Here is a 19,706-nt window from a genome sequence, read left to right on the forward strand (position 1 = left end):
GGTTAATACGTCTGTAGTTTGGGAATTGGTTACCGTCACTCGAACTGTAAAGTCGAGGTTATCACCAACTTTGGCTGTCGTTGCTGTTGTGGTCTTTTTAACATCAACTCCAGGTTTAGTTACAGGTGTCGTGGTATCACACGCTACTGTACAGCTTGGATTATCTGGACCTGTCGGTACAACTTTGTTCACAACATTGTTAATGGCATTCGCACCTACTGTGGCTTTGTAGGTAATGTCATAGCTCCCTGGAACCACACCTTTGGGTGCAGTCATGCTGATCGCTTGACCTGAACCTGTCAGTGTCCAACCTGCTGGGAATACGCCACTGCCTGTAACAAAGCTCAGACCCTGACCTAATGTATCTGTCAAGGTTAATACGTCTGTAGTTTGGGAATTGGTTACCGTCACTCGAACTGTAAAGTCGAGGTTATCACCAACTTTGGCTGTCGTTGCTGTTGTGGTCTTTTTAACATCAACTCCAGGTTTAGTTACAGGTGTCGTGGTATCACACGCTACTGTACAGCTTGGATTATCTGGACCTGTCGGTACAACTTTGTTCACAACATTGTTAATGGCATTCGCACCTACTGTGGCTTTGTAGGTAATGTCATAGCTCCCTGGAACCACACCTTTGGGTGCAGTCATGCTGATCGCTTGACCTGAACCTGTCAGTGTCCAACCTGCTGGGAATACGCCACTGCCTGTAACAAAGCTCAGACCCTGACCTAATGTATCTGTCAAGGTTAATACGTCTGTAGTTTGGGAATTGGTTACCGTCACTCGAACTGTAAAGTCGAGGTTATCACCAACTTTGGCTGTCGTTGCTGTTGTGGTCTTTTTAACATCGACTCCAGGTTTCTTAACATTAACATCTGTAGTGGCACAATAACCTGTGGCAACAGAACACGAAGGAGAAGGTGTTTCAGGTATACCTTTATCTGGATCGCTCCCACCACCGACACTAGCATAGTTGGTAAATTTTGTCGGAGAAGTAGTTACAGCTTCACGAGGTATATTTACTGGCAAAACTATAGCTGAGCTGCCTGATGGCTTTAACACAGCACTACTTTTACAGGTAATCAGCTGATTAATGTCAAAAGTACATGCCCATCCATTCGTGTTATATGTACCAGTCCATTTTGCAGTTAAACCAACAGGCATTTTATCTAAAACAGTAATTTCACCTTCTGTGTCCACATCTCCTTTATTTGTAACTGTCAGCGTATATTCTGCATTAGGCTGATTAATAACCCAGCCATCTGCGGTAGCATTATTTGTTTTAGCAATATTAAGCTTAGGCGCCCCAATCGTTAGTTGACTGTCTTCAACTTCTCCATCATTGGCTTTTCCTACAGGTGAGGTGATTTCCGCGGCATTCGATGCGATCCGTAAACGAATAAAGGATAGTCCTGCTTTCACATCATTTGGAATGGTCCAATTTAATACTACTTGACCACCACTACATTTAGATTCGGCTCTTTCTCCATTATCAAATACTCCATTTCGATTAAAATCAACCCAACCTGCAACTGTGCCATTGCCCGTACATGAGAAAGTGGCCAGATAAGGTTTATTTTTATTGACTGTACTTATTTTTGTATAACTACTTGACCCTTCCCATAGTTGCCAAGCATCTTCATCATCAACTCCATTTTTATCATCACCTGTTGCATCAGCACTAAAAATTGCAGCAGGTTCAACATCTGGACCTTTTGATCCTAAAAAGAGCGTATGTTCAGGAGAAAGAATTGACACACTCTCTGCTAGGTTAGAAGTAGGCGTGAGTGCTTTACCCTCGACCATCATACTATCGACAACATGCATGGCACTATCATAAGACTTAGGTGCATCACTAAAATCTGCGTAGGGAACGACTAGCCCAATTGCCATTGCCGTTTTCCCCCCCCCCTTAAGGCTAAAGCTCATGGTCTGAGTATCAGCTGGAGTAGAAAATTTTAAAAAAGTAACTGCAGACTGTTTTGCATTACCTTGTGTTGTCGTTATTCTCAGTGTTTGACCCGTGCCAGCTGGTGATGCTGCAAGACTATAAGCAGAAGGAGTCGCTGAAGGATCTACAAATTTATCAATTAAATACCATTGCCCTTGAGCCGTACTTTGAAAAGATTCACCCACAGCCATCGATTCAGCATCAGCAATAACAAAACCTAGTGCCTTAAAAGGATCGTTTCCAACTTTGGTCACACAGGTAATATCAAAACTAACATTAGCACCGTCCGTAGTATTAACGATCCCTGAAATTAGTTGATTCGCACCGGCTTGCCCATTGATGTTATACATATAATCAAGACGATCACCTTGGGGATAACCTCCTGGTTTGTAGCTTTGTATAGAATTAACAATATTATTTATCGTACATTTAACATCTAAGTTTTGAGCACTAGAAACTGCAATAGAAGCTGAACTGCTATTGCCATTTATTATATTTACACCTGGGGTACCATTAATAGTACCGCCCCAAGTGAGCCATAATATTTCATTTTTATATTTACCAGTCCCGCCAGTTGCATATGCAGCTGCAAGAGCAGTTTGAGACAAACAGTAAAGTGCTAAAACGCACAAAGAGAAAATAAACCTGAGAATTTTGTTCATAAGTCATTTTTCGAGCCTACAATTGCGGCTATTGTATAAAAAAATTGTGAACTTTGTTTATATTTTTATGTTTTTTGCAGTATTTTACATATTTTTTTGTAATGCTAATCTTGCTCTTTAAAATAACTTAAAACATACCGTACTCATAAAAATATAATATGTCGCATCAAATTTTGATCAAAAAGCAATCACACCAATTGTATTCTACATAAATCATAAAAATTAAAACTACAATTTTAAATATATTTAACTCGTTAATATTTTAGGTTTTCTACACACTGAAAATTTCAAAATAAATCGAAATTTAAAGCAGAAACAATATTTTTCTCTCGTAGCCTATATTTTATTTCAAAAATCGGTGACTACTAAATAATCATGTTAATCCAGAATTAAAATAATTTAAAATTTACCCTCCCATTTTTAGCCTTAAAATGACTCTACACCATTATTGATTTGGCATAATTTATGCTTTCTTTTTATAAAATTTATAAAACTGAAACTATACCGCTTATTTTTAGCCAATAAAAAAGACCTACAGGTTATAACTTCACTGTAAGCCTTTTTTAAGTTTATTTAGTTGCTATATTCCAATTCGAATAACGAACATATCCTAAGATGAGGTTATTTTAATTATAACCACTCCAAAAACACTCAAAGAATCTATACATCGATAAGTACTGAACCAAATTTTTCACGTAAATCTTTTTTTAGAATTTTTCCTGTACCGCCCATTGGAATTGAATCTACAAAAATAACTTTATCTGGAATTTGCCATTTCGCAATTTTATCTGTGTAATAATCTAAAATATCAGCTTCAGTGATTTGACTTTCAAGTGATTTTTTAGCAATCAACACTGGGCGTTCATCCCATTTTGAATGACAAGCAGCAATCACAGCTACACTATCAATTTCAGGATGTGCTATAGCAATATTCTCGAGCTCAACCGATGAAATCCACTCTCCACCTGATTTAATTAAATCTTTGGAACGATCTCTAATTGATAAATATCCATCTTGATCCAGCGTAGCAATATCTCCTGTGTCAAACCAACCATCGACGGTTAATGCATTTTCATTTTTGCCAAAATAAGAGTCGATAATCCAATGTCCCTTAATTTGTAAATGACCTGCGGTTTGACCATCACGCTGCAATTCTTGCACACCGTTATCTTCATCACTAATGCGTAAAGTCACACCAAATGGTGGACGGCCTTGTGAGAATCGGAGATTAAATTGCTCTGTTTCAGTTAATTCTAAATGCTTTGCCTTGAGCTGATTGACGGCACCGACCGGACTAGTTTCAGTCATCCCCCAAGCATGAATCGTTTCACATTGATATTGATCTCGAAACGTTGTAATCATGGATGGTGGACATGCCGCTCCACCCACCACATTACGTTTAAGGCTAATAAGTCGACTACCCAGATCATGGGCAGCTGTTAATAAGCCTTGCCAAATAGTCGGCACACCCAATGCATTAGTGACTTTGTATTGATCAATTAAATTGACCAAACTTATCCCATCTAACATTGGCCCGGGAAGAACCAGACTACAACCCACCATGGCTGCGGCATAAGGTGTGCCCCACGCATTGACATGAAACATTGGAACGACAGGTAAAATCGTGTCATGTGCAGATAGATTAAGTGAATCGGGTAAGCTAATCGTATAACTATGCAATACTGTTGAACGATGACTATACAGAACGCCTTTCGGATTTCCTGTCGTTCCCGAGGTATAGCACAATGAACTCGCCAATGTCTCTTCAAGCTGTGGCCAGACATAGTCATCAGATTGTATGGCAATTAACTCATCATAGAACTGCACTTCAGGGAAAGCCTTCTTAATGTCCTGATCATAAGTATCAAGACAAATAAAATGCTCTACATATGGTAGAGATGCTTTGATTGAAACGATTAAAGCTAAGAATGTTTTATCAAAAATCACCACCTTGTCATGGGCATGATTAATGATATAAATGAGCTGTTCGGCGAAAAGACGTGGATTAATAGTGTGACAAATGAAGCCACTCCCTGATATGGCATACCATGACTCTAAATGACGATGATTATTCCATGCAATGGTTGCAACTCGATCACTCAAAGACAATCCAAATGATTGTAAAACATTGGCAAAACGTTTCGCATTTTTTGCAACTTGTGCCCAATTACTGTGGGTCATACTACCATCTGTATTCTTAGAAATGATGGCAGTATCTCCGTGATACATTTCAGCATGTTCAATTAAATTACTAATTAAAAGTGGCTGAAACATCATATTCCCATGCATTGAAATGTCCTTATCTTCCGATGATAATCAATTAAATTTTAAGTTTATATATAAAAATAACATTCAATTTTAAGCTCTAAAACTACAAGCTCTTATTGTTTTAATTTTGTCATTTCGTCACTTAAAATTATCATTTGGTCATTATTATTCTTATTCATAGATATTTTATTTATTCTTTTAATTTCAACGCACCACCAAAGTGACATTTTATTGCTACATAAAAATGTGATCATTTTCAATAATACTATGCAAAACTATAGGTTCAGATGGATTGCCGTCTCCAACGACCCGGGGTTATATTGTACCAACGCTTAAATGCACGAGTAAAATTGGCTTGATCCTCATAACCTAATTGGTTGGCAACCTCAATAATTAATAATTTTTTATTTTTTAATAACTTAATTGATTTTTCCTTTCTTATACCATCCAATAATGACTCAAAATTGGTCTTATACTCATTCAGATAACGATATAAGGTAAAGCGATGCATTAAAAAGTGCTTAGCTACACGTTCCATCGTACACATTCCATGCGGTAATAACGCTTCTATCACTTGGCAAACACGTACATCTAAATCAAAATTTTTATGACTATGTAATTCTGATAAATGACCACGTAAAAAATCATCTAATTGATGATCATGCCCTGTGCGTTTTTGATCCAACTGAACCTGAGGAAATAACATTTCACATTGTGATTGCCCAAACCAGACTGGACATTGAAAAAATGACTCATACAGGTGAGCTGACTCTGGTTTAGGGTATGAAATACGTACTAGAGTCGGTCGCCATGACTTGCCGAGAATCAGCTCAATCATAGAAACCATAGCCACTAAATAAGCCGTTTGAAATTGTTCTTTACTTGGCATATCTCCTTCTATAGATACGCAAATTCCTGCATAGCCCTGATCTTCATTTAAAATAAAATGCATCCCCTTATGCCACAGGTCACTATAATGAAGTAGGCTTTGTACCGCATCACGCATAGTTGCGGCATTCAGTACCAAAAAACGTAAAGGACCTATATTTGAAAGACAGGCATTCTGTCCAACCAGCAAACCTAAATGATCACAGCCAGTTAATTTTTTTGCGGCTTCATATACTTCTCCATGCAATTGGAAAGATATCGGCATTAAATTATTATTAAAATCGTCCTGATGAATTCCAAATGGATTAAATAACTCCCACGGATCAAACCCTTGCTCTTGTAAAAACTTAGACAAAAAAGAAAGTACACCAATTGGCGTTGAATTTTCCTGTATTTTTACATTTATATCTTTCATCTAAACCTCTTTTGATGCTGAGGTAACAGGCGTATTTTTACTGGTAAAATATCAATTTTAAATAGGCTGCAACATCAACAAAAGTGATTTAACTTTTCGAGTTACACATATTCATTGAATTCACAAACAATACTGAAAAACTACGAACCCTGCCCCAAATCCTTTTGGTATATTTTTAAAATTTAACACTAGTCTCCATGAAATTTTATTTCACTGCAATACCATAATATTTAAATTTTCATGCCACCTCATTGATTCATAGTATTAAAGCTTAGACAAATAAAATCTCCTATAAAACTATCAAATAATATTAATGTGATTAATAAACCTAAGCTTATATGCTTTCGAGTGGCAATCATAAATCAATAAAAAGTAAATAAGATCAAGTTTAAATGTGACTGGTATTGTTAAGAACAAAAATGATAGCTTTAAACGATCAGTATGATTTTAAATTTACCTTGATCTAAATGAATTAAAAATTAACTTTAAAAGCTAACGAAGCATAATCTCTATCGTCAATTACACTAAACTCATTCGAGCCGAAATAATTATAATAAGCGATTTCAGCAGAATATTTTTTCTGATAAGTCGCAGACAATGCAGCACCGATAGCCATTTGCCCTTGCTGAAAATTTTGACTATAACCATGCAGATCGTGACGAAAAATCAGGCTCGGTGTAAGCACCGTTGCAGCAAAAACATGATCATAATTTAGTGCTCCACGAACTCGATAACCTAAAGACCATTCACTAAAAAAACCATCTTTATTACAAAAATGCTCATTCATACGATCAATTTCTGCATTTGAGAGATTTGCTGTACCATATGGCGTACATTTAAATGCCCTCGTTACAGGATTATAAGCACCTGTGGAAAGTTCACTGCGACTAAATGCACTACTCCGGCCAATACGATGATTGCCTATATCAGCAATATGGTTGACTCCAAATTCGGCAGACCATAGCAGTACTTTTGCTCCTAAAATATTAGAAATACTGTCACTCGCACCTATTGAAAATTGAGTTACAGGTAAACGTACATAGCCTTCTATATATTGGTTCAGCTCTGGCGCTACCCCTGCAGGAGTAAATGGCGTTTCATTTGATAAAATTTGAAAATAAACAACATCGGGCCCATTCAATTGCAAAGGCTGACTCGGCTTATAATTTAACTCACTAAAAATAGAGGTCGTTCCTACTTTTCCAGTCAAACTCAATCCAAATATTTCAATATTTTCAGGATAAACAGCAAAAAAGGTGGCTGTATTAAAATTTTTAGCCTCTAACGCTTTAATGGTCGTCGCATCAAAGTTTGCAATCCGATTATGATAATTAGCATAGTACACACCAAGTTCAGCATTATTTAAATTGGGTAGTACCTGCTTCAAAGCAATACCATACTGACCACTATTTTTAGGCATCCGATCTTCTGTTCGTGGAATATAACTATGCGCTTGCAATGCAGTATCTGATAGCTTATCTCCACCTCCTGCCATCAACATTGGCCCACAATTACTTGGAACAACATCAGAAATTTCAAAAAATGTACCACAGCCATCAACTACTGAAGAACGAAACTTAAATTGATAAAATGCTTCAACCTTGAGGTGATCATTCAGTCCTGCAACCAAAGAGAACATTTCAACAGGTATTATTCTTTCTCTTATGTCACCACTCGGTCTGTTCATTGCAGCAAAGTCAAATGCACTAACTGAATTTAGGCCATTTTGAAAAAACTGGGATTTCCCCCAATTTAAAGTGTGCTTACCTAATTTTGCATTTAATGTTTGCCCATTATTGAGTTGAAAATTCTTCCATAAATAAGCATCCCAAAGATCTATACCCTTAAATTTAGCAAGCCTTGGCCATGCTGAATCATCAAATGCTTTGAAATTACCATGCCCCGTTTCATAAGCATGGTCATACCAATATTTAATACTGAGTACAGCGCCCTGCTGTTCACCATTCAAGCGAAACTCAGTAAAACCCTTAATAATTTGTGAAATGGCATCATGTTTACTAAAATTCATTCGGCCATCATCAGCATTTACATCCAAGCTATGACCTTCTTTACCAATTTTATTTGCATCAGGCTTATAAAGCAGTGCAACTGAAGGCTCTTGCATACTCCAACTTGCACCCAAACTCAGATTGGTATTCGTCTCAAATTTCCAGTCTTGATTGATATCAATATGCTTTGCAAATACTGTTGAGCTTGAAAAAACCAAGTAGGAAATTGCACCAAGCGATTGAATCAAGACTCTATTTTTTGCTACCCCATTAGAATATGTATATTCATTCACCATATGATCTCCATATCGATATGATTTATTTTTGATTGACTTCTGATATAAGCAAGCCACTAGATTCATTTTATAGATGGGTATTCCTCATTTTTTTTCTTTTAACAAATGCATAGACATAACAACTCATATTGTTATTGCATCTACAATAAGCAGCAATCCAATGCCACTATTTATTATTTTCAGAACGATACTGTTCTACTAAAATAAACTACACAGCAATCCATATATTTTTTTGTCTTTTAGGCACCTAAATTAGTCATCTAGTCATTCATACTTATTAATTTTTCAATTCAATAATTGACTAATTTTGCATATCAACATTAAGAATATATAATTTTAATATTTATAAATTTAGTTTAAATAACCACTTTTAAACATTTATTAAAATTTATTTTTTATTACATAAAAACAAACTACTAAAATTAATTTCTATTATTTCAAACATAATCTAATTTTTTATAAACCCATTATCCATCAATCTTAAAACTATAACTTCATTACTATTCTTAAAAACTAAAAATACCTCAGTTAATTCCTGATTAATTTCAGCACACCCCACGCTATGTATAACAATCAGTATAAAACAGAATAAATCAGAAGATAATAAGGAGATACCGATCCAATAGATCACTAAGTATCCATATTAAAAATATAAAATACTGAAGGATACTGATTAATAAAAATCATGGTGATAGTCAGGATATAAAGGGAATATAATGAACTAGATTCACATATAAGGTTTGAAACTCTAAAAAGAAAAATCGCCTTCATTTTATAAAAAAATATAGTTACTCTATGACTGTATTTCTTATAATTAAGAACCGTTTAATATTATACATAGCTAACAAATTAATTTTTTTAATGTTTTACGTTATTTCAAAATTATTAAAACAATATTTTTATACTTAGAATAAACAACGTATCAAAATTACACATCACTTATTATTACAAACTTTTTACAGTTTAGATCTATGCCTAGCTGAATATATTCGATGGCTTAAATGCACAGCAAAGTATCCAGCTAGGTATCACTTAAAATTTACGCTAAAAATCTCCTTAATCACGTTCAGCTAAGGCTTTAAACGTTAAGTTCTCAGGGCCAGTATAGTTGGCACTTGGACGAATAATTTTACCATCTTGACGTTGTTCAATCACATGTGCAGACCAACCCGCGGTACGTGCAATTACAAATAATGGGGTAAACATTGCTGTTGGTACACCCATCAAGTGATAACTCACTGCACTAAACCAATCGAGATTTGGAAACATATTTTTCACTTCCTTCATCACCGTTTCTAAACGCTCTGCGATGAGGTACATTTTTTGATTTTCATGCGCGACTGCAAGTTCATGAGCAACTTTTTTAATTACTTCATTACGTGGATCTGCAATGGTATAGACTGGATGACCAAAGCCAATCACCACTTCTTTATTCTCTACGCGTTTACGAATATCAGCTTCTGCTTCATCTGCATTGTCATAACGCTGTTGGATCACAAAAGCGACTTCATTCGCACCGCCATGCTTTGGTCCACGTAGTGCACCAATCCCGCCAGTAATAGCCGAATACATATCAGAGCCCGTACCAGCAATCACACGTGATGTAAATGTAGATGCATTAAACTCATGCTCCGCATATAAAATCAACGAAGTATGCATGGCTTGAGTCCATTGCTCACTTGGTTTTTCACCATGTAACAAATGTAGGAAATGCGCGCCAATCGAGTCATCATCGGTTTCGACTTCAATACGGCGACCATTGTGGCTAAAATGATACCAATACAACAACATAGAGCCTAGGCTCGCCATCAATTTATCAGCAATATCACGCGCACCTGCATAATTATGATCTTCGTGTTCTGGTATTAAACAACCCAAAACCGAGACACCAGTACGCATAACATCCATAGGGTGAGCAGAAGGTGGAAGTTGTTCTAAAGCTGTTTTTAGCGCGCTTGGTAAACCACGTAAAGCTTTCAGTTTACTTTTATAAGCACGAAGCTCAGCTTGATTAGGCAGTTTGCCATGAACCAATAAATGCGCAACTTCCTCAAACTCACTATTGCCAGCAAGATCTAAAATATCATAACCACGGTAATGTAGGTCATTGCCGCTACGTCCTACAGTACATAGTGCAGTATTTCCTGCCACTTGTCCGCTAAGTGCGACCGATTTTTTAGGTTTAAAGCCTGTTGTTGTTTCTGTAGTCATCGTTATATTCCTTGTATTTTTCATCTCTATCTATCGCTTACCTGCGATTCAGATATTATTTTTACGAACTATGTGCATGCCTAAATTATTTTGTTTTGCTAAATGAAGCATCCAAATACTGCTCAAAAGTATGGTAATTAATACGTTCATACAGTTCCTGACGGGTTTGCATAGTATCAATTACATTTTTTTGAGTCCCTTCTCTACGTAATGTTTCATAAACATTTTCTGCAGCTTTATTCATGGCACGAAATGCAGATAACGGATACAGTGCAATGCTCACATCGGCCAAAGCCAGTTCTTCTGTGGTAAATAATGGCGTTGAACCAAATTCAGTAATATTGGCTAAAATTGGCACTTGAGTGACTTGAGCAAATTGTTTGTACATTTCTAGTTCTGTAATGGCTTCTGGAAATAACATATCAGCACCTGCTTCAATATATGCACCAGCTCGGTCAATAGCAGCCTGTAACCCATCCACAGCCAAAGCATCTGTACGAGCCATAATGACGAAACTTTCATCTGTACGCGCATCAACCGCGGCTTTAATACGATCAACCATTTCTGCAGTAGATACAATCGCCTTATTGGGACGATGTCCACAGCGTTTAGCACCCACTTGATCTTCGATATGCATTGCCGCTGCACCAAATTTAATCAATGATTTTGTGGTTCGCGCCATATTAAATGCTGAAGCACCAAAACCAGTATCTGCATCAACTAATAATGGAAGATCACATACATCAGTAATACGGCGCACATCTGTTAATACATCATCTAGATTACTAATACCTAAATCAGGTAAACCGAGTGAACCTGCCGCGACACCACCACCTGATAAATAAATCGCTTTATACCCTGCACGTTGTGCAAGTAAAGCATGATTGGCATTGATGGTACCCACAACTTGTAATGGATGCTCACTGGCAACTGCATCTCTAAATTTTTGACCTGCTGTGGATTTTGACATGATATGAGTCTCCTTGTTTTACACTGAATATTGTTGAATGTTTCGATATGATGCTGCAATGTGTCGACGCATCAGTAGCTCTGCAAGTTCTGCATCCCCTTCTGCAATCGCATCTAAAATTTGAATATGTTCAGAAAGTGCTTTATTGGGACGGTCTGGGGTATTTGAAAACTGTACCCGATACATCCGAATTAAATGATATAGCTCATTACACAACATATGTTCTAAGGTTTTATTGCCACAATTTTTAATAATGCAGTAGTGAAAGTCATCCTGACCTTCTTGTAAATAATAGCCTTTGCCTTCTTTAAAATCTTGATCCTGTGAATGCACGTGTAAAAGTGCTCTTAAGGTCAGAATTTTTTGCTTATCGATACACTGTGCAGCTAAACGGCAGGCCAAACCCTCCAAATTTTCTCTAATTTGGTATAGCTCCAATAATTGTTGTCGAGATAAGGACACCACACGTGCTCCAATATGCGCAGTTCGTTCAACCAGTTTTTGTCCTTCTAAACGATGGATTGCTTCACGTAGTGGCCCACGACTGATGCCATAAACCCGAGCTAATTCTGGCTCTGATATTTTACTTCCAGCTGCAATCTCACCACTAACAATGGCCTTCTGAATCTTTCTAAAGATCTGATCCGTTAAAGTCTCCGTTGAGACTTGTTTGGTCGATTGCACAAGGGGATCGGCGAGCATAGTGTCAACAATTAAATTCAATATGACTAAAAATAAGCTAATAATAAATATTATTCAACCATATTGTCGACAATAATCACAAATAAGAGTAAAAACTTACAACTTAAAATTAAAACAAACACAATACTTAAAGCGCTAGGGTAATTATTTTTAATATCTGTATGTACATGATCATAGGCTTCCTGTAAGCCTGACCTTCATTTCATTATCTAGATCTAGCATTGACAGCAAAAAATTTAATCTTCTACTCAGAAAAGCTCTAGCATGAGTATGCTCAGAGCAGATATTTTTACTTAGGGCAAACCTTTTTTAAAGTGTTAGATAAAATTCAGCCAGTTCATTCTACTAATCACTTTAAGGCCATGACTGATTCAACCGACTTGGAAACCAGCCAGCTTTTGACGATTATTTTTAATAATTAACTCTATTTGGAGTCACAGAAAACTATCTCAAAGAAGTTACAGATATCAATTTTAAGGTGGCTGTTAATGAGTAATTATTAAACTTTACATCAGTGATGTTTTATTAGTTTACTGGACTACTCTTTATTGTTGGATGATAAACACACTGTGTGTCTACTTGGAATAGGAATAGATGGTAGGTTTATATAAGAATATGCATCCGAAGCGAGTACCAAAATAAAAAATCATATATATCGATATGAATTTCAATAAATCTTCCTGATTATATGTTTAAGTTCAATTTCACGAAAATTTGCTTGAATATAAAAACATATTCCCGGTTTGCGTGCGCTTGGTTTATATAACACCACTCAGCTATATGGTAAAAAATATGCACAAGCATTAGCGGGTCATGCAACTGTGAAAATGACTGATCATTATATTGAAGGTCATGAAGCACCGAAACCTGAAAAAATCAGCTACCGTTAAAAAGTATATTTTAAATTTAAAGTAGGGTTTATCCACATTAGGAAACAATTAATTCCCCGAAAATACCCCGAAAAAAAACCCACTTAAAATAGTGGGCTTTAATATGTTGATTTCTCAACGAATCTTGGTAGGTATAAGCAGACTCGAACTGCTGACCTCTACGATGTCAAGGGTAATGCAACTAAAATAATATCAATAACTTAATCTTTCCCTGTCGCATTCCAGTCGTATTTACTCAATTTAATATCACAGGCAATCAAACATTATTTGAGCAAATATTTTGTTTTTCGCCTATATAACAGCCTACATTCAGTAGATTTAATAAGCACGTCAGCATTTATTATGCAAATAAATTCGAAGGTTAGAACAAATCCTTTATAACTATATTTTTGTAGTCGAAAATTTCACATCATAAAAAAAACAGGTTACTTTAGTTACCAATATTATTTTATACAGTTATCTATATGAATATATTAAAGTTATATACTATTTATAAAAGTTACTTTTAGGTTACTTTCGAGTTACCAGTAACCCGTTTTTTAGGTTACCAATAGTAACCTATTAACCTTATGATTATTAATAATTAAATGATTTCTTGATTGACTTGGTAACCCGAAGTAACCTTATAAAGGTTACCAACTATTTTATTATATATTAATAACTTATATACCACTTTAAAGCTTAGTAACCTAAATTGAACTTTTATTTTTAGACTTATAAAAACAGTAAAATACCTCACATAGTTCAATGCCCTTTCCTTTTGCATCAAATCGCATCACTTTGCATCAAAATTAATTCATCAAAATGCTTGAAAGCCTTTAAAACATAAGCTTTACACTTGATTTTTGCATGCATCAAAAACGAGACATTTAGTAAATAGGCAGGTGGGAGAGGAGACTGCGTTTAGCTTAGCTGTTCAATTATTGAAATTTCAAATTGAACTTTAAGAAAATTAAGTTTAAAAAAAATTGAAAAAAATGGGAGCCTAAGCTCCCATTTTGACTTTGCATAAGATGTATTATGTTAATTTTAAAAAAACTATAAAGTGTTTGCCAAAATTTTAGCTATTCACCTAATTGCAAATGATGAAGTTCATTTTCATGTTGAAATTAAAAATTTTTTAATATCATTTATCCAAGGTAGTTCATTTATATCGTCTACATTTTGAATATATTTTTTTGCAAATTGAACTTTCATTTCTCCCTTATTAGTATCAAAAAATTTCATCAATTTAATTCTATTTGGAGGAGAAAGACTAAATGCCCAAGCTGAAGGTAAAAATTCATTTTCCTCAAAAACTTCATAAATATCGGGTTCTAATAGTTTCAACTCTTTAGGAAAATCATCTTTAAATTGTTCTAATGTCTTAACAAATGTTTTAGCATTTAAAACATCTTCAAGTTCTGTAGGATCACTAGCAACAGATGTATTAATAACTTCTAGCCGAGTTGTTCCATTTCTTGTATTATTTACAAATCTTCTATATCTCAAATTGGGATGTTGGTTTTCTTGTAGAGGAGTATATTTATTATCTAAATCTTTATCTGTGTCACAAAGTAAATATACTTTACCTGTTATTTCATCCTTAAACTCTTGAAATGCTATAGACAGATGGTTATACAAACGCTTTACTTCTTTATAAGATCCAACAGGCAATATTCTTAGTCTATTATTTTCAATTAAATCACTAAAGAAGTAATTAAAATATACTTTTTCAGAAGATCCTTCACAAATTATCCAATTAAATGGTTCTTCTCCCATACTTCCACATATTATAGATTGGACCAAATCATTAACACTTTTAAGTTTTATACTTGAAGGAAGTTTATTATTTTTCCCTGACTTTTCTTGAGCTTGTTTTGTTTCTTCTCGATATTTATAAATGTTAATGAAATCAAACTGATGATCTTGGTTATCATTTCTTGAAATAATAACGGTATTACCATCAATAACCGCAGGTAAAAAGCCATACCAATGAGTTGTAAAAATTAACTGATTACAATATTTACTAGTATCATATAGTTGTTGAAATACATCAAAACATGCTGATATATGTAATGATGACTCTGGTTCATCAAATCCTAATATCACATATTTATCTTTGTTAGAACTTTGTTTTTTTATTAATAAAGTATGAGCAATATTTAGAATTGCTTTCTGTTTTTCTCCAGAACTAAGTTTACTGATAGGAATCCAACTATCAGTGTTAAATCGTTGATGGATATGTCTTATACCAAAATATGCATCTGTTATTAATTGATATATATCTGCTTTTTTTAGTTTTTGTTGCCGAGTATGAATTGTTCTATATGTATAGAAATCTAAGTCTTCTGTAATTGCTGTAATAATTTGATCTAAGTTATCATTTATTTTTTGCACAAAATTTTGTGGAATGAAAGTATCTAAAGTTTCAGTAAGAGTTTTACCCATCAATATCTGGAATTCTTTATTATGCAATTTAGTAAAATCTTCGGCACTTAACTCTTTGGGAATGTAAATATAATTATAAAGTCCTAAAATTTTCTCCCAAATTTCTGACAGAATTTTATAAATAGGCTCAAAAAAATTTTCATCATCAGAATTATCATCTCCTAAGAGGTAATTATCTTTTAATCTTTGATGAATAAATCTTTCAAAAATACCAAAAGATAAACTGCGATCTTCTTTCACTCCTAAGGGAATTAAATAATATTTGTCATTTTCATCTGCATTAACTAAAAATCTAGCTATGTGATCAAAAACTCTTGTACTGACTTCTTTTGATCTTGATGGAAATTCAGGAATTGTTATTTCTCGTGTAGCTTTATTAACTATATTTAAAATATCAGTATGATCTAAATCATTATCTAACTTTGATTTCTCTATACAAAATATAGGTAAAATATAGGGAAGGTTATCCTTTGTTTTAGATTTATGCTCAATATTAATATTCCAATCTCTGTTGTTAAAAATGGTATCTAATGATTCAAGAATTGTGCTTTTCCCAATGCCATTATCTCCAACTAATCCACAAAAACTATTACCATCACTTAAAGGAATAAAATTAATCCCTTTGTATGTTTTTATATGACGTAAAAATATTCCTAAAATCAAAACATTAACCTCAATTTTTTCATAAATTTTAATTATTTTATTTATACACTATTAACAAAATATGTATATAACCTAAGCACCAAATACGTAAAAAAACCCAACAGGATGTTGGGCTTTTTTATGCCAAAATTTTCTACATATAAATAATTTGACTAAACACCTAGAGATAAAAGCTCATAATTTTTGAATTTTATGACGTCAATCCCTAACCTTTCATTGACCTGTTTCAGTAGGTTTTGGTAATACACAATTTCATTGTAATAAAAAACTTTTGCAGCCTTTTCGACATCACCAAAGCCCCCTGCATTTTGTGGTACCACACCAATCAATTGCGGTGGTATGCGATGCCCTGCGAGTTGATCATCACGACTGGCAATTTTAATATTATAAAATTCATCTTTGGCTGCAACTTCAGCGAGGGGAATAACTTTAACACCATCTTTCGTACCACCAGGTGTGTAGATCAATAGATTTTTAAAGTTCCCTGCCCCTTTTGAGTTCTCAAGAGAATCCTCTAAATCATCGACATCTGACTGAGTCTGTAGCGCATCAGTCATATGTAAAATAAAACCTGCATGTGCCCCATTTTTATAATAACGACGACGGAATAGCGTTGCAGCTTCATTCAATAAAATCGCATTAATACTGCTTAAATAATTAGGCACACCATAAACTTCTTGCCCAATATCAGATTCATAAACATGAATCATATCTTGTGGTGCAAATTGATGATTATTGGTTTGATCCCAATCAAGTTGATAATAACTGGATAAGTCCAAACCACGACGCATATTTAATGCAGGTCTAGATCCAAGACCCACAATGCCACCGAACCGATTACGTTTCACATGTACATAACAATTGGCAAAGGTTAAAAGATTCAAAGCCAAAGCATTAAATTCATGCCGACTTAATAGCGGATGAGGAATGTAATCACTCGTCAAAATATTACGCTTCACAATTAAAGCACTGGTGTGGTGACTCGTTGCCCGAAACAATTTAGCGGTGGCCAACATATCGTATGGAAGCTCGTACCAATCTTGCCATTTTGGACAATAGCCATATTCAAACAAAGCATGCCCATCCAATACAGGTTCAGCTTCGCCAAAATTCTTACATATAATTTTACTGGTTGAAGCAGCTGCTGTTTGTTGTGTTGGCAACAAACCAAACCGATCCAACTGCTGAGATAGCATTGATTTTATATTCATGAATTAAATACTCTGATTCGGCTACGTGTTGCGCCTTGTTGAGATGGATCGGTAATATCGACAATCGGTGCTCTTTCTAAACCATTCATAATTGCCCAAGCCAAATCACCATGCCCATTTTCAGCAGAGCGACTTGTTACCAAAGTTTTATTACCACCACCACTGGTCATGGCTTTTTTAATCGAAAGGAAGGCTTTAGCGACCGTTGTTAGACCGGCATCGAAATTGAGTCGCCTTTTTTGAAATAGCTCTTTGGCTCTAAGCCCCATACGAATTTTTAATTCAGGGTTATAGTTCAGTCTGGTCAGTGCAGGGAAAAACTTAGACACATATTCAGAAACAGCAAGGCCATTGCCAGTGTTATCAATTCCAATAAAAGTGACGTTGTAACGTCCACAAACTTTTTTGATATACAGTGCTTGTTCTTGAGCAGTCTGCCCTTTGAACTGTTTTACTTCTAATATTCGATACGGAGATAAAGGCGTTTGCGGTGGAGCAATGACTGCAAGTGCTGCATTGTCACCTGTAAACGATGGATCATAACCAATCCATACTTCACCTTTATAATGCGGTGTTTCATTTGGATTAAAATCGTTCCAAATCTCCCATGAATCCACCATGTTTGGAATGATATCTTTGAGTGGAAAATAAGAACCTGAATCATCAATAAAATCACAATCAAATAAATTGGCAAATTCTTCATCACCATACTCGGCAAGCAAGTCATCACGATCCATTTTGGTCGAATAGCCCAATGCCAATCAATCACAAAATTACAAATCCCGATATCATTTTAAATGTCGATTTAGGTACTGTTTTACTTCTCAATACTGGCGGTGCAGTCAAGTCTGTCAATGAAAAAACGGGACATGTTGTTTTATCTGCTTTAGATGTTTCTGCTGATCCTTTGGGTTCTGCTGAAACAGTAAAAACTCAATTAGAAAACCAAATTAAACCGGTGCAAATTTTAGCTGAAGTAAATCAGCTCAATTTGACTAAAAAAGCAGACCAATCTGAATTAGAAAAAACGCAAATCAAAGTTGAAGAAAACCGACTAACACTGTTAAACAAAGCAGATCTCACTGCCATTTCATTACTTACGACATTAATCGATACCAAAGCCAATCAAGTCTATGTACAAGAGCAAATCGCTAATCTTGTGAACGGTGATCAATCAATCATTAACGCAATTCAAGAAATCAGCACAGCACTTAAAGACAATGAAAATTTATTAGAAGCATTAGATTATACCGTTGCAAATCGTGTTCGCTTTGATATTGCAAATCAAGCTTTAACTGTATTACAAAAGTTTAATGCTCGAACCAATATTAACGCTGAGGAGTCAGGAACAGCAGCAATACTAATTGCTCAAATTACGGTACAAAGTATAGGTGCAGCGACAGCAGCACAAGGCTTAAAGGCAAACACAGCTTTACAGAGTGGTGACGTTGCGCCTGTGGCTTTATCTGGACTGTTTAGTAGTTTAACTGGTCAGAATAAAATATTTGATGTTGTGCATTCAGCTTATGTAGAAGGCACAAATGTAGCGATTTCAGCTTCAGATACCCTAGCTCAAATGTTAGGTAAATTACAGGCTCAAATTAAAGCTAATTCTAGTGCAAATAAGCCCGTCAATTGGATTGACGTCAAAACCATTGCTACATTTAACGCAAGAGTTAGCCTACCAAACACAACATTAAAAATAGCCAATATCAATGGTGAGATGTGGATGAAAGGCATGATAAGTTTGTCTTCACAAATCACAGCTAATACCGATCCGATTTTTGCTATTGGTAACAAAGATTGGTTTGTTACAACAGCTGTTAGTACAGCAAACGTCGGCTTAACTTCATGTTTTGACTTGTACGGAACATCATTGTCAATTTATAATTTTGGATTTGTACAAGCCCCTGCCATTAATGCTATGAGGTTTTATTGTACTCAAAATACACCGTCGAATGGGTCATATAACTTTGTACCTTTTCAAGTGGGAACGTTAATAAATCCTGCTGTGGGTTTAGTCTAGAGACTTAAGTGTAAAGTGATATGAGTATGAAAAACGATCAATTGAAATGAATTGTAGAAAAAGCCACTCATAGTTTTTCTAAAAGTGGCGGTTTGACAAGTCAAATAGAGTTTG

The 19,706-nt window shown here is 35.2% G+C and carries 12 protein-coding genes; 2 read left to right on the plus strand and 10 right to left on the minus strand.

Annotated elements, in window-relative coordinates:
• From B9T27_RS03180 to B9T27_RS03210, 7 genes are all read right to left on the minus strand, one after another.
• The coding region (locus B9T27_RS03180; protein ID WP_213033006.1) for a CshA/CshB family fibrillar adhesin-related protein at window positions 1–2,559 on the minus strand (2,559 nt) is incomplete at its 3' end.
• 714 nt (window positions 2,560–3,273) lie between these two features.
• The gene (locus B9T27_RS03185) at window positions 3,274–4,902 is read right to left on the minus strand and encodes a long-chain fatty acid--CoA ligase (protein WP_086205423.1); all 1,629 of its coding nucleotides are present in this window, start codon (window positions 4,900–4,902) and stop codon (window positions 3,274–3,276) included.
• A 262-nt stretch (window positions 4,903–5,164) separates the two neighbouring features.
• On the minus strand, window positions 5,165–6,184 hold the full coding sequence (locus tag B9T27_RS03190; protein ID WP_086205424.1) for an AraC family transcriptional regulator: 1,020 nt from the start codon (window positions 6,182–6,184) through the stop codon (window positions 5,165–5,167).
• A 472-nt stretch (window positions 6,185–6,656) separates the two neighbouring features.
• Complete coding sequence (locus B9T27_RS03195) at window positions 6,657–8,489, minus strand: DUF1302 domain-containing protein (protein WP_086205425.1); 1,833 nt, start codon at window positions 8,487–8,489, stop codon at window positions 6,657–6,659.
• 1,056 nt (window positions 8,490–9,545) lie between these two features.
• A complete protein-coding gene (gene prpC, locus B9T27_RS03200; protein ID WP_086205426.1) occupies window positions 9,546–10,700 on the minus strand; it encodes a 2-methylcitrate synthase in 1,155 nt (384 codons plus the stop codon).
• Between the two features lie 85 nt (window positions 10,701–10,785).
• On the minus strand, window positions 10,786–11,670 hold the full coding sequence (prpB, locus tag B9T27_RS03205; RefSeq protein WP_086205427.1) for a methylisocitrate lyase: 885 nt from the start codon (window positions 11,668–11,670) through the stop codon (window positions 10,786–10,788).
• Between the two features lie 18 nt (window positions 11,671–11,688).
• Window positions 11,689–12,372, minus strand: coding sequence for a GntR family transcriptional regulator (locus tag B9T27_RS03210; RefSeq protein ID WP_086205428.1), 684 nt, complete (start codon window positions 12,370–12,372; stop codon window positions 11,689–11,691).
• Between the two features lie 743 nt (window positions 12,373–13,115).
• Here B9T27_RS03210 and B9T27_RS14825 point away from each other — a divergent pair.
• Complete coding sequence (locus B9T27_RS14825) at window positions 13,116–13,262, plus strand: hypothetical protein (RefSeq protein ID WP_228146134.1); 147 nt, start codon at window positions 13,116–13,118, stop codon at window positions 13,260–13,262.
• A 1,098-nt stretch (window positions 13,263–14,360) separates the two neighbouring features.
• Here B9T27_RS14825 and B9T27_RS03220 read toward each other — a convergent pair.
• From B9T27_RS03220 to B9T27_RS03230, 3 genes are all read right to left on the minus strand, one after another.
• The gene (locus B9T27_RS03220; RefSeq protein WP_171263317.1) at window positions 14,361–16,355 is read right to left on the minus strand and encodes an AAA family ATPase; all 1,995 of its coding nucleotides are present in this window, start codon (window positions 16,353–16,355) and stop codon (window positions 14,361–14,363) included.
• A 152-nt stretch (window positions 16,356–16,507) separates the two neighbouring features.
• The gene (locus B9T27_RS03225; protein ID WP_086205431.1) at window positions 16,508–17,566 is read right to left on the minus strand and encodes a phage portal protein; all 1,059 of its coding nucleotides are present in this window, start codon (window positions 17,564–17,566) and stop codon (window positions 16,508–16,510) included.
• Window positions 17,563–18,321 carry a hypothetical protein gene (locus tag B9T27_RS03230; RefSeq protein WP_228146135.1) on the minus strand — a complete coding sequence of 253 codons (759 nt, stop codon included), beginning with the start codon at window positions 18,319–18,321 and terminating at the stop codon, window positions 17,563–17,565. Before B9T27_RS03230 ends, B9T27_RS03225 begins: the two co-directional genes overlap by 4 nt.
• Here B9T27_RS03230 and B9T27_RS03235 point away from each other — a divergent pair.
• Window positions 18,321–19,592 carry a hypothetical protein gene (locus tag B9T27_RS03235; RefSeq protein WP_086205432.1) on the plus strand — a complete coding sequence of 424 codons (1,272 nt, stop codon included), beginning with the start codon at window positions 18,321–18,323 and terminating at the stop codon, window positions 19,590–19,592. The genes B9T27_RS03230 and B9T27_RS03235 overlap by 1 nt on opposite strands.
• Window positions 19,593–19,706: the final 114 nt, after the last annotated feature.

Source organism: Acinetobacter sp. ANC 4648 (assembly GCF_002135345.1).
Taxonomy (GTDB): domain Bacteria; phylum Pseudomonadota; class Gammaproteobacteria; order Pseudomonadales; family Moraxellaceae; genus Acinetobacter.

Excerpts from the sequence above, each read along its gene's own strand:
- B9T27_RS03185 (WP_086205423.1), bottom strand. The coding sequence starts at position 4,902 with ATGCATGGGAATATGATGTTTCAGCCACTTTTAATTAGTAATTTAATT.
- B9T27_RS03190 (WP_086205424.1), bottom strand. The coding sequence starts at position 6,184 with ATGAAAGATATAAATGTAAAAATACAGGAAAATTCAACGCCAATTGGT.
- B9T27_RS03195 (WP_086205425.1), bottom strand. The coding sequence starts at position 8,489 with ATGGTGAATGAATATACATATTCTAATGGGGTAGCAAAAAATAGAGTC.
- prpC (WP_086205426.1), bottom strand. The coding sequence starts at position 10,700 with ATGACTACAGAAACAACAACAGGCTTTAAACCTAAAAAATCGGTCGCA.
- prpB (WP_086205427.1), bottom strand. The coding sequence starts at position 11,670 with ATGTCAAAATCCACAGCAGGTCAAAAATTTAGAGATGCAGTTGCCAGT.
- B9T27_RS03210 (WP_086205428.1), bottom strand. The coding sequence starts at position 12,372 with ATGCTCGCCGATCCCCTTGTGCAATCGACCAAACAAGTCTCAACGGAG.
- B9T27_RS03225 (WP_086205431.1), bottom strand. The coding sequence starts at position 17,566 with ATGAATATAAAATCAATGCTATCTCAGCAGTTGGATCGGTTTGGTTTG.
- B9T27_RS03235 (WP_086205432.1), top strand. The coding sequence starts at position 18,321 with ATGCCAATCAATCACAAAATTACAAATCCCGATATCATTTTAAATGTC.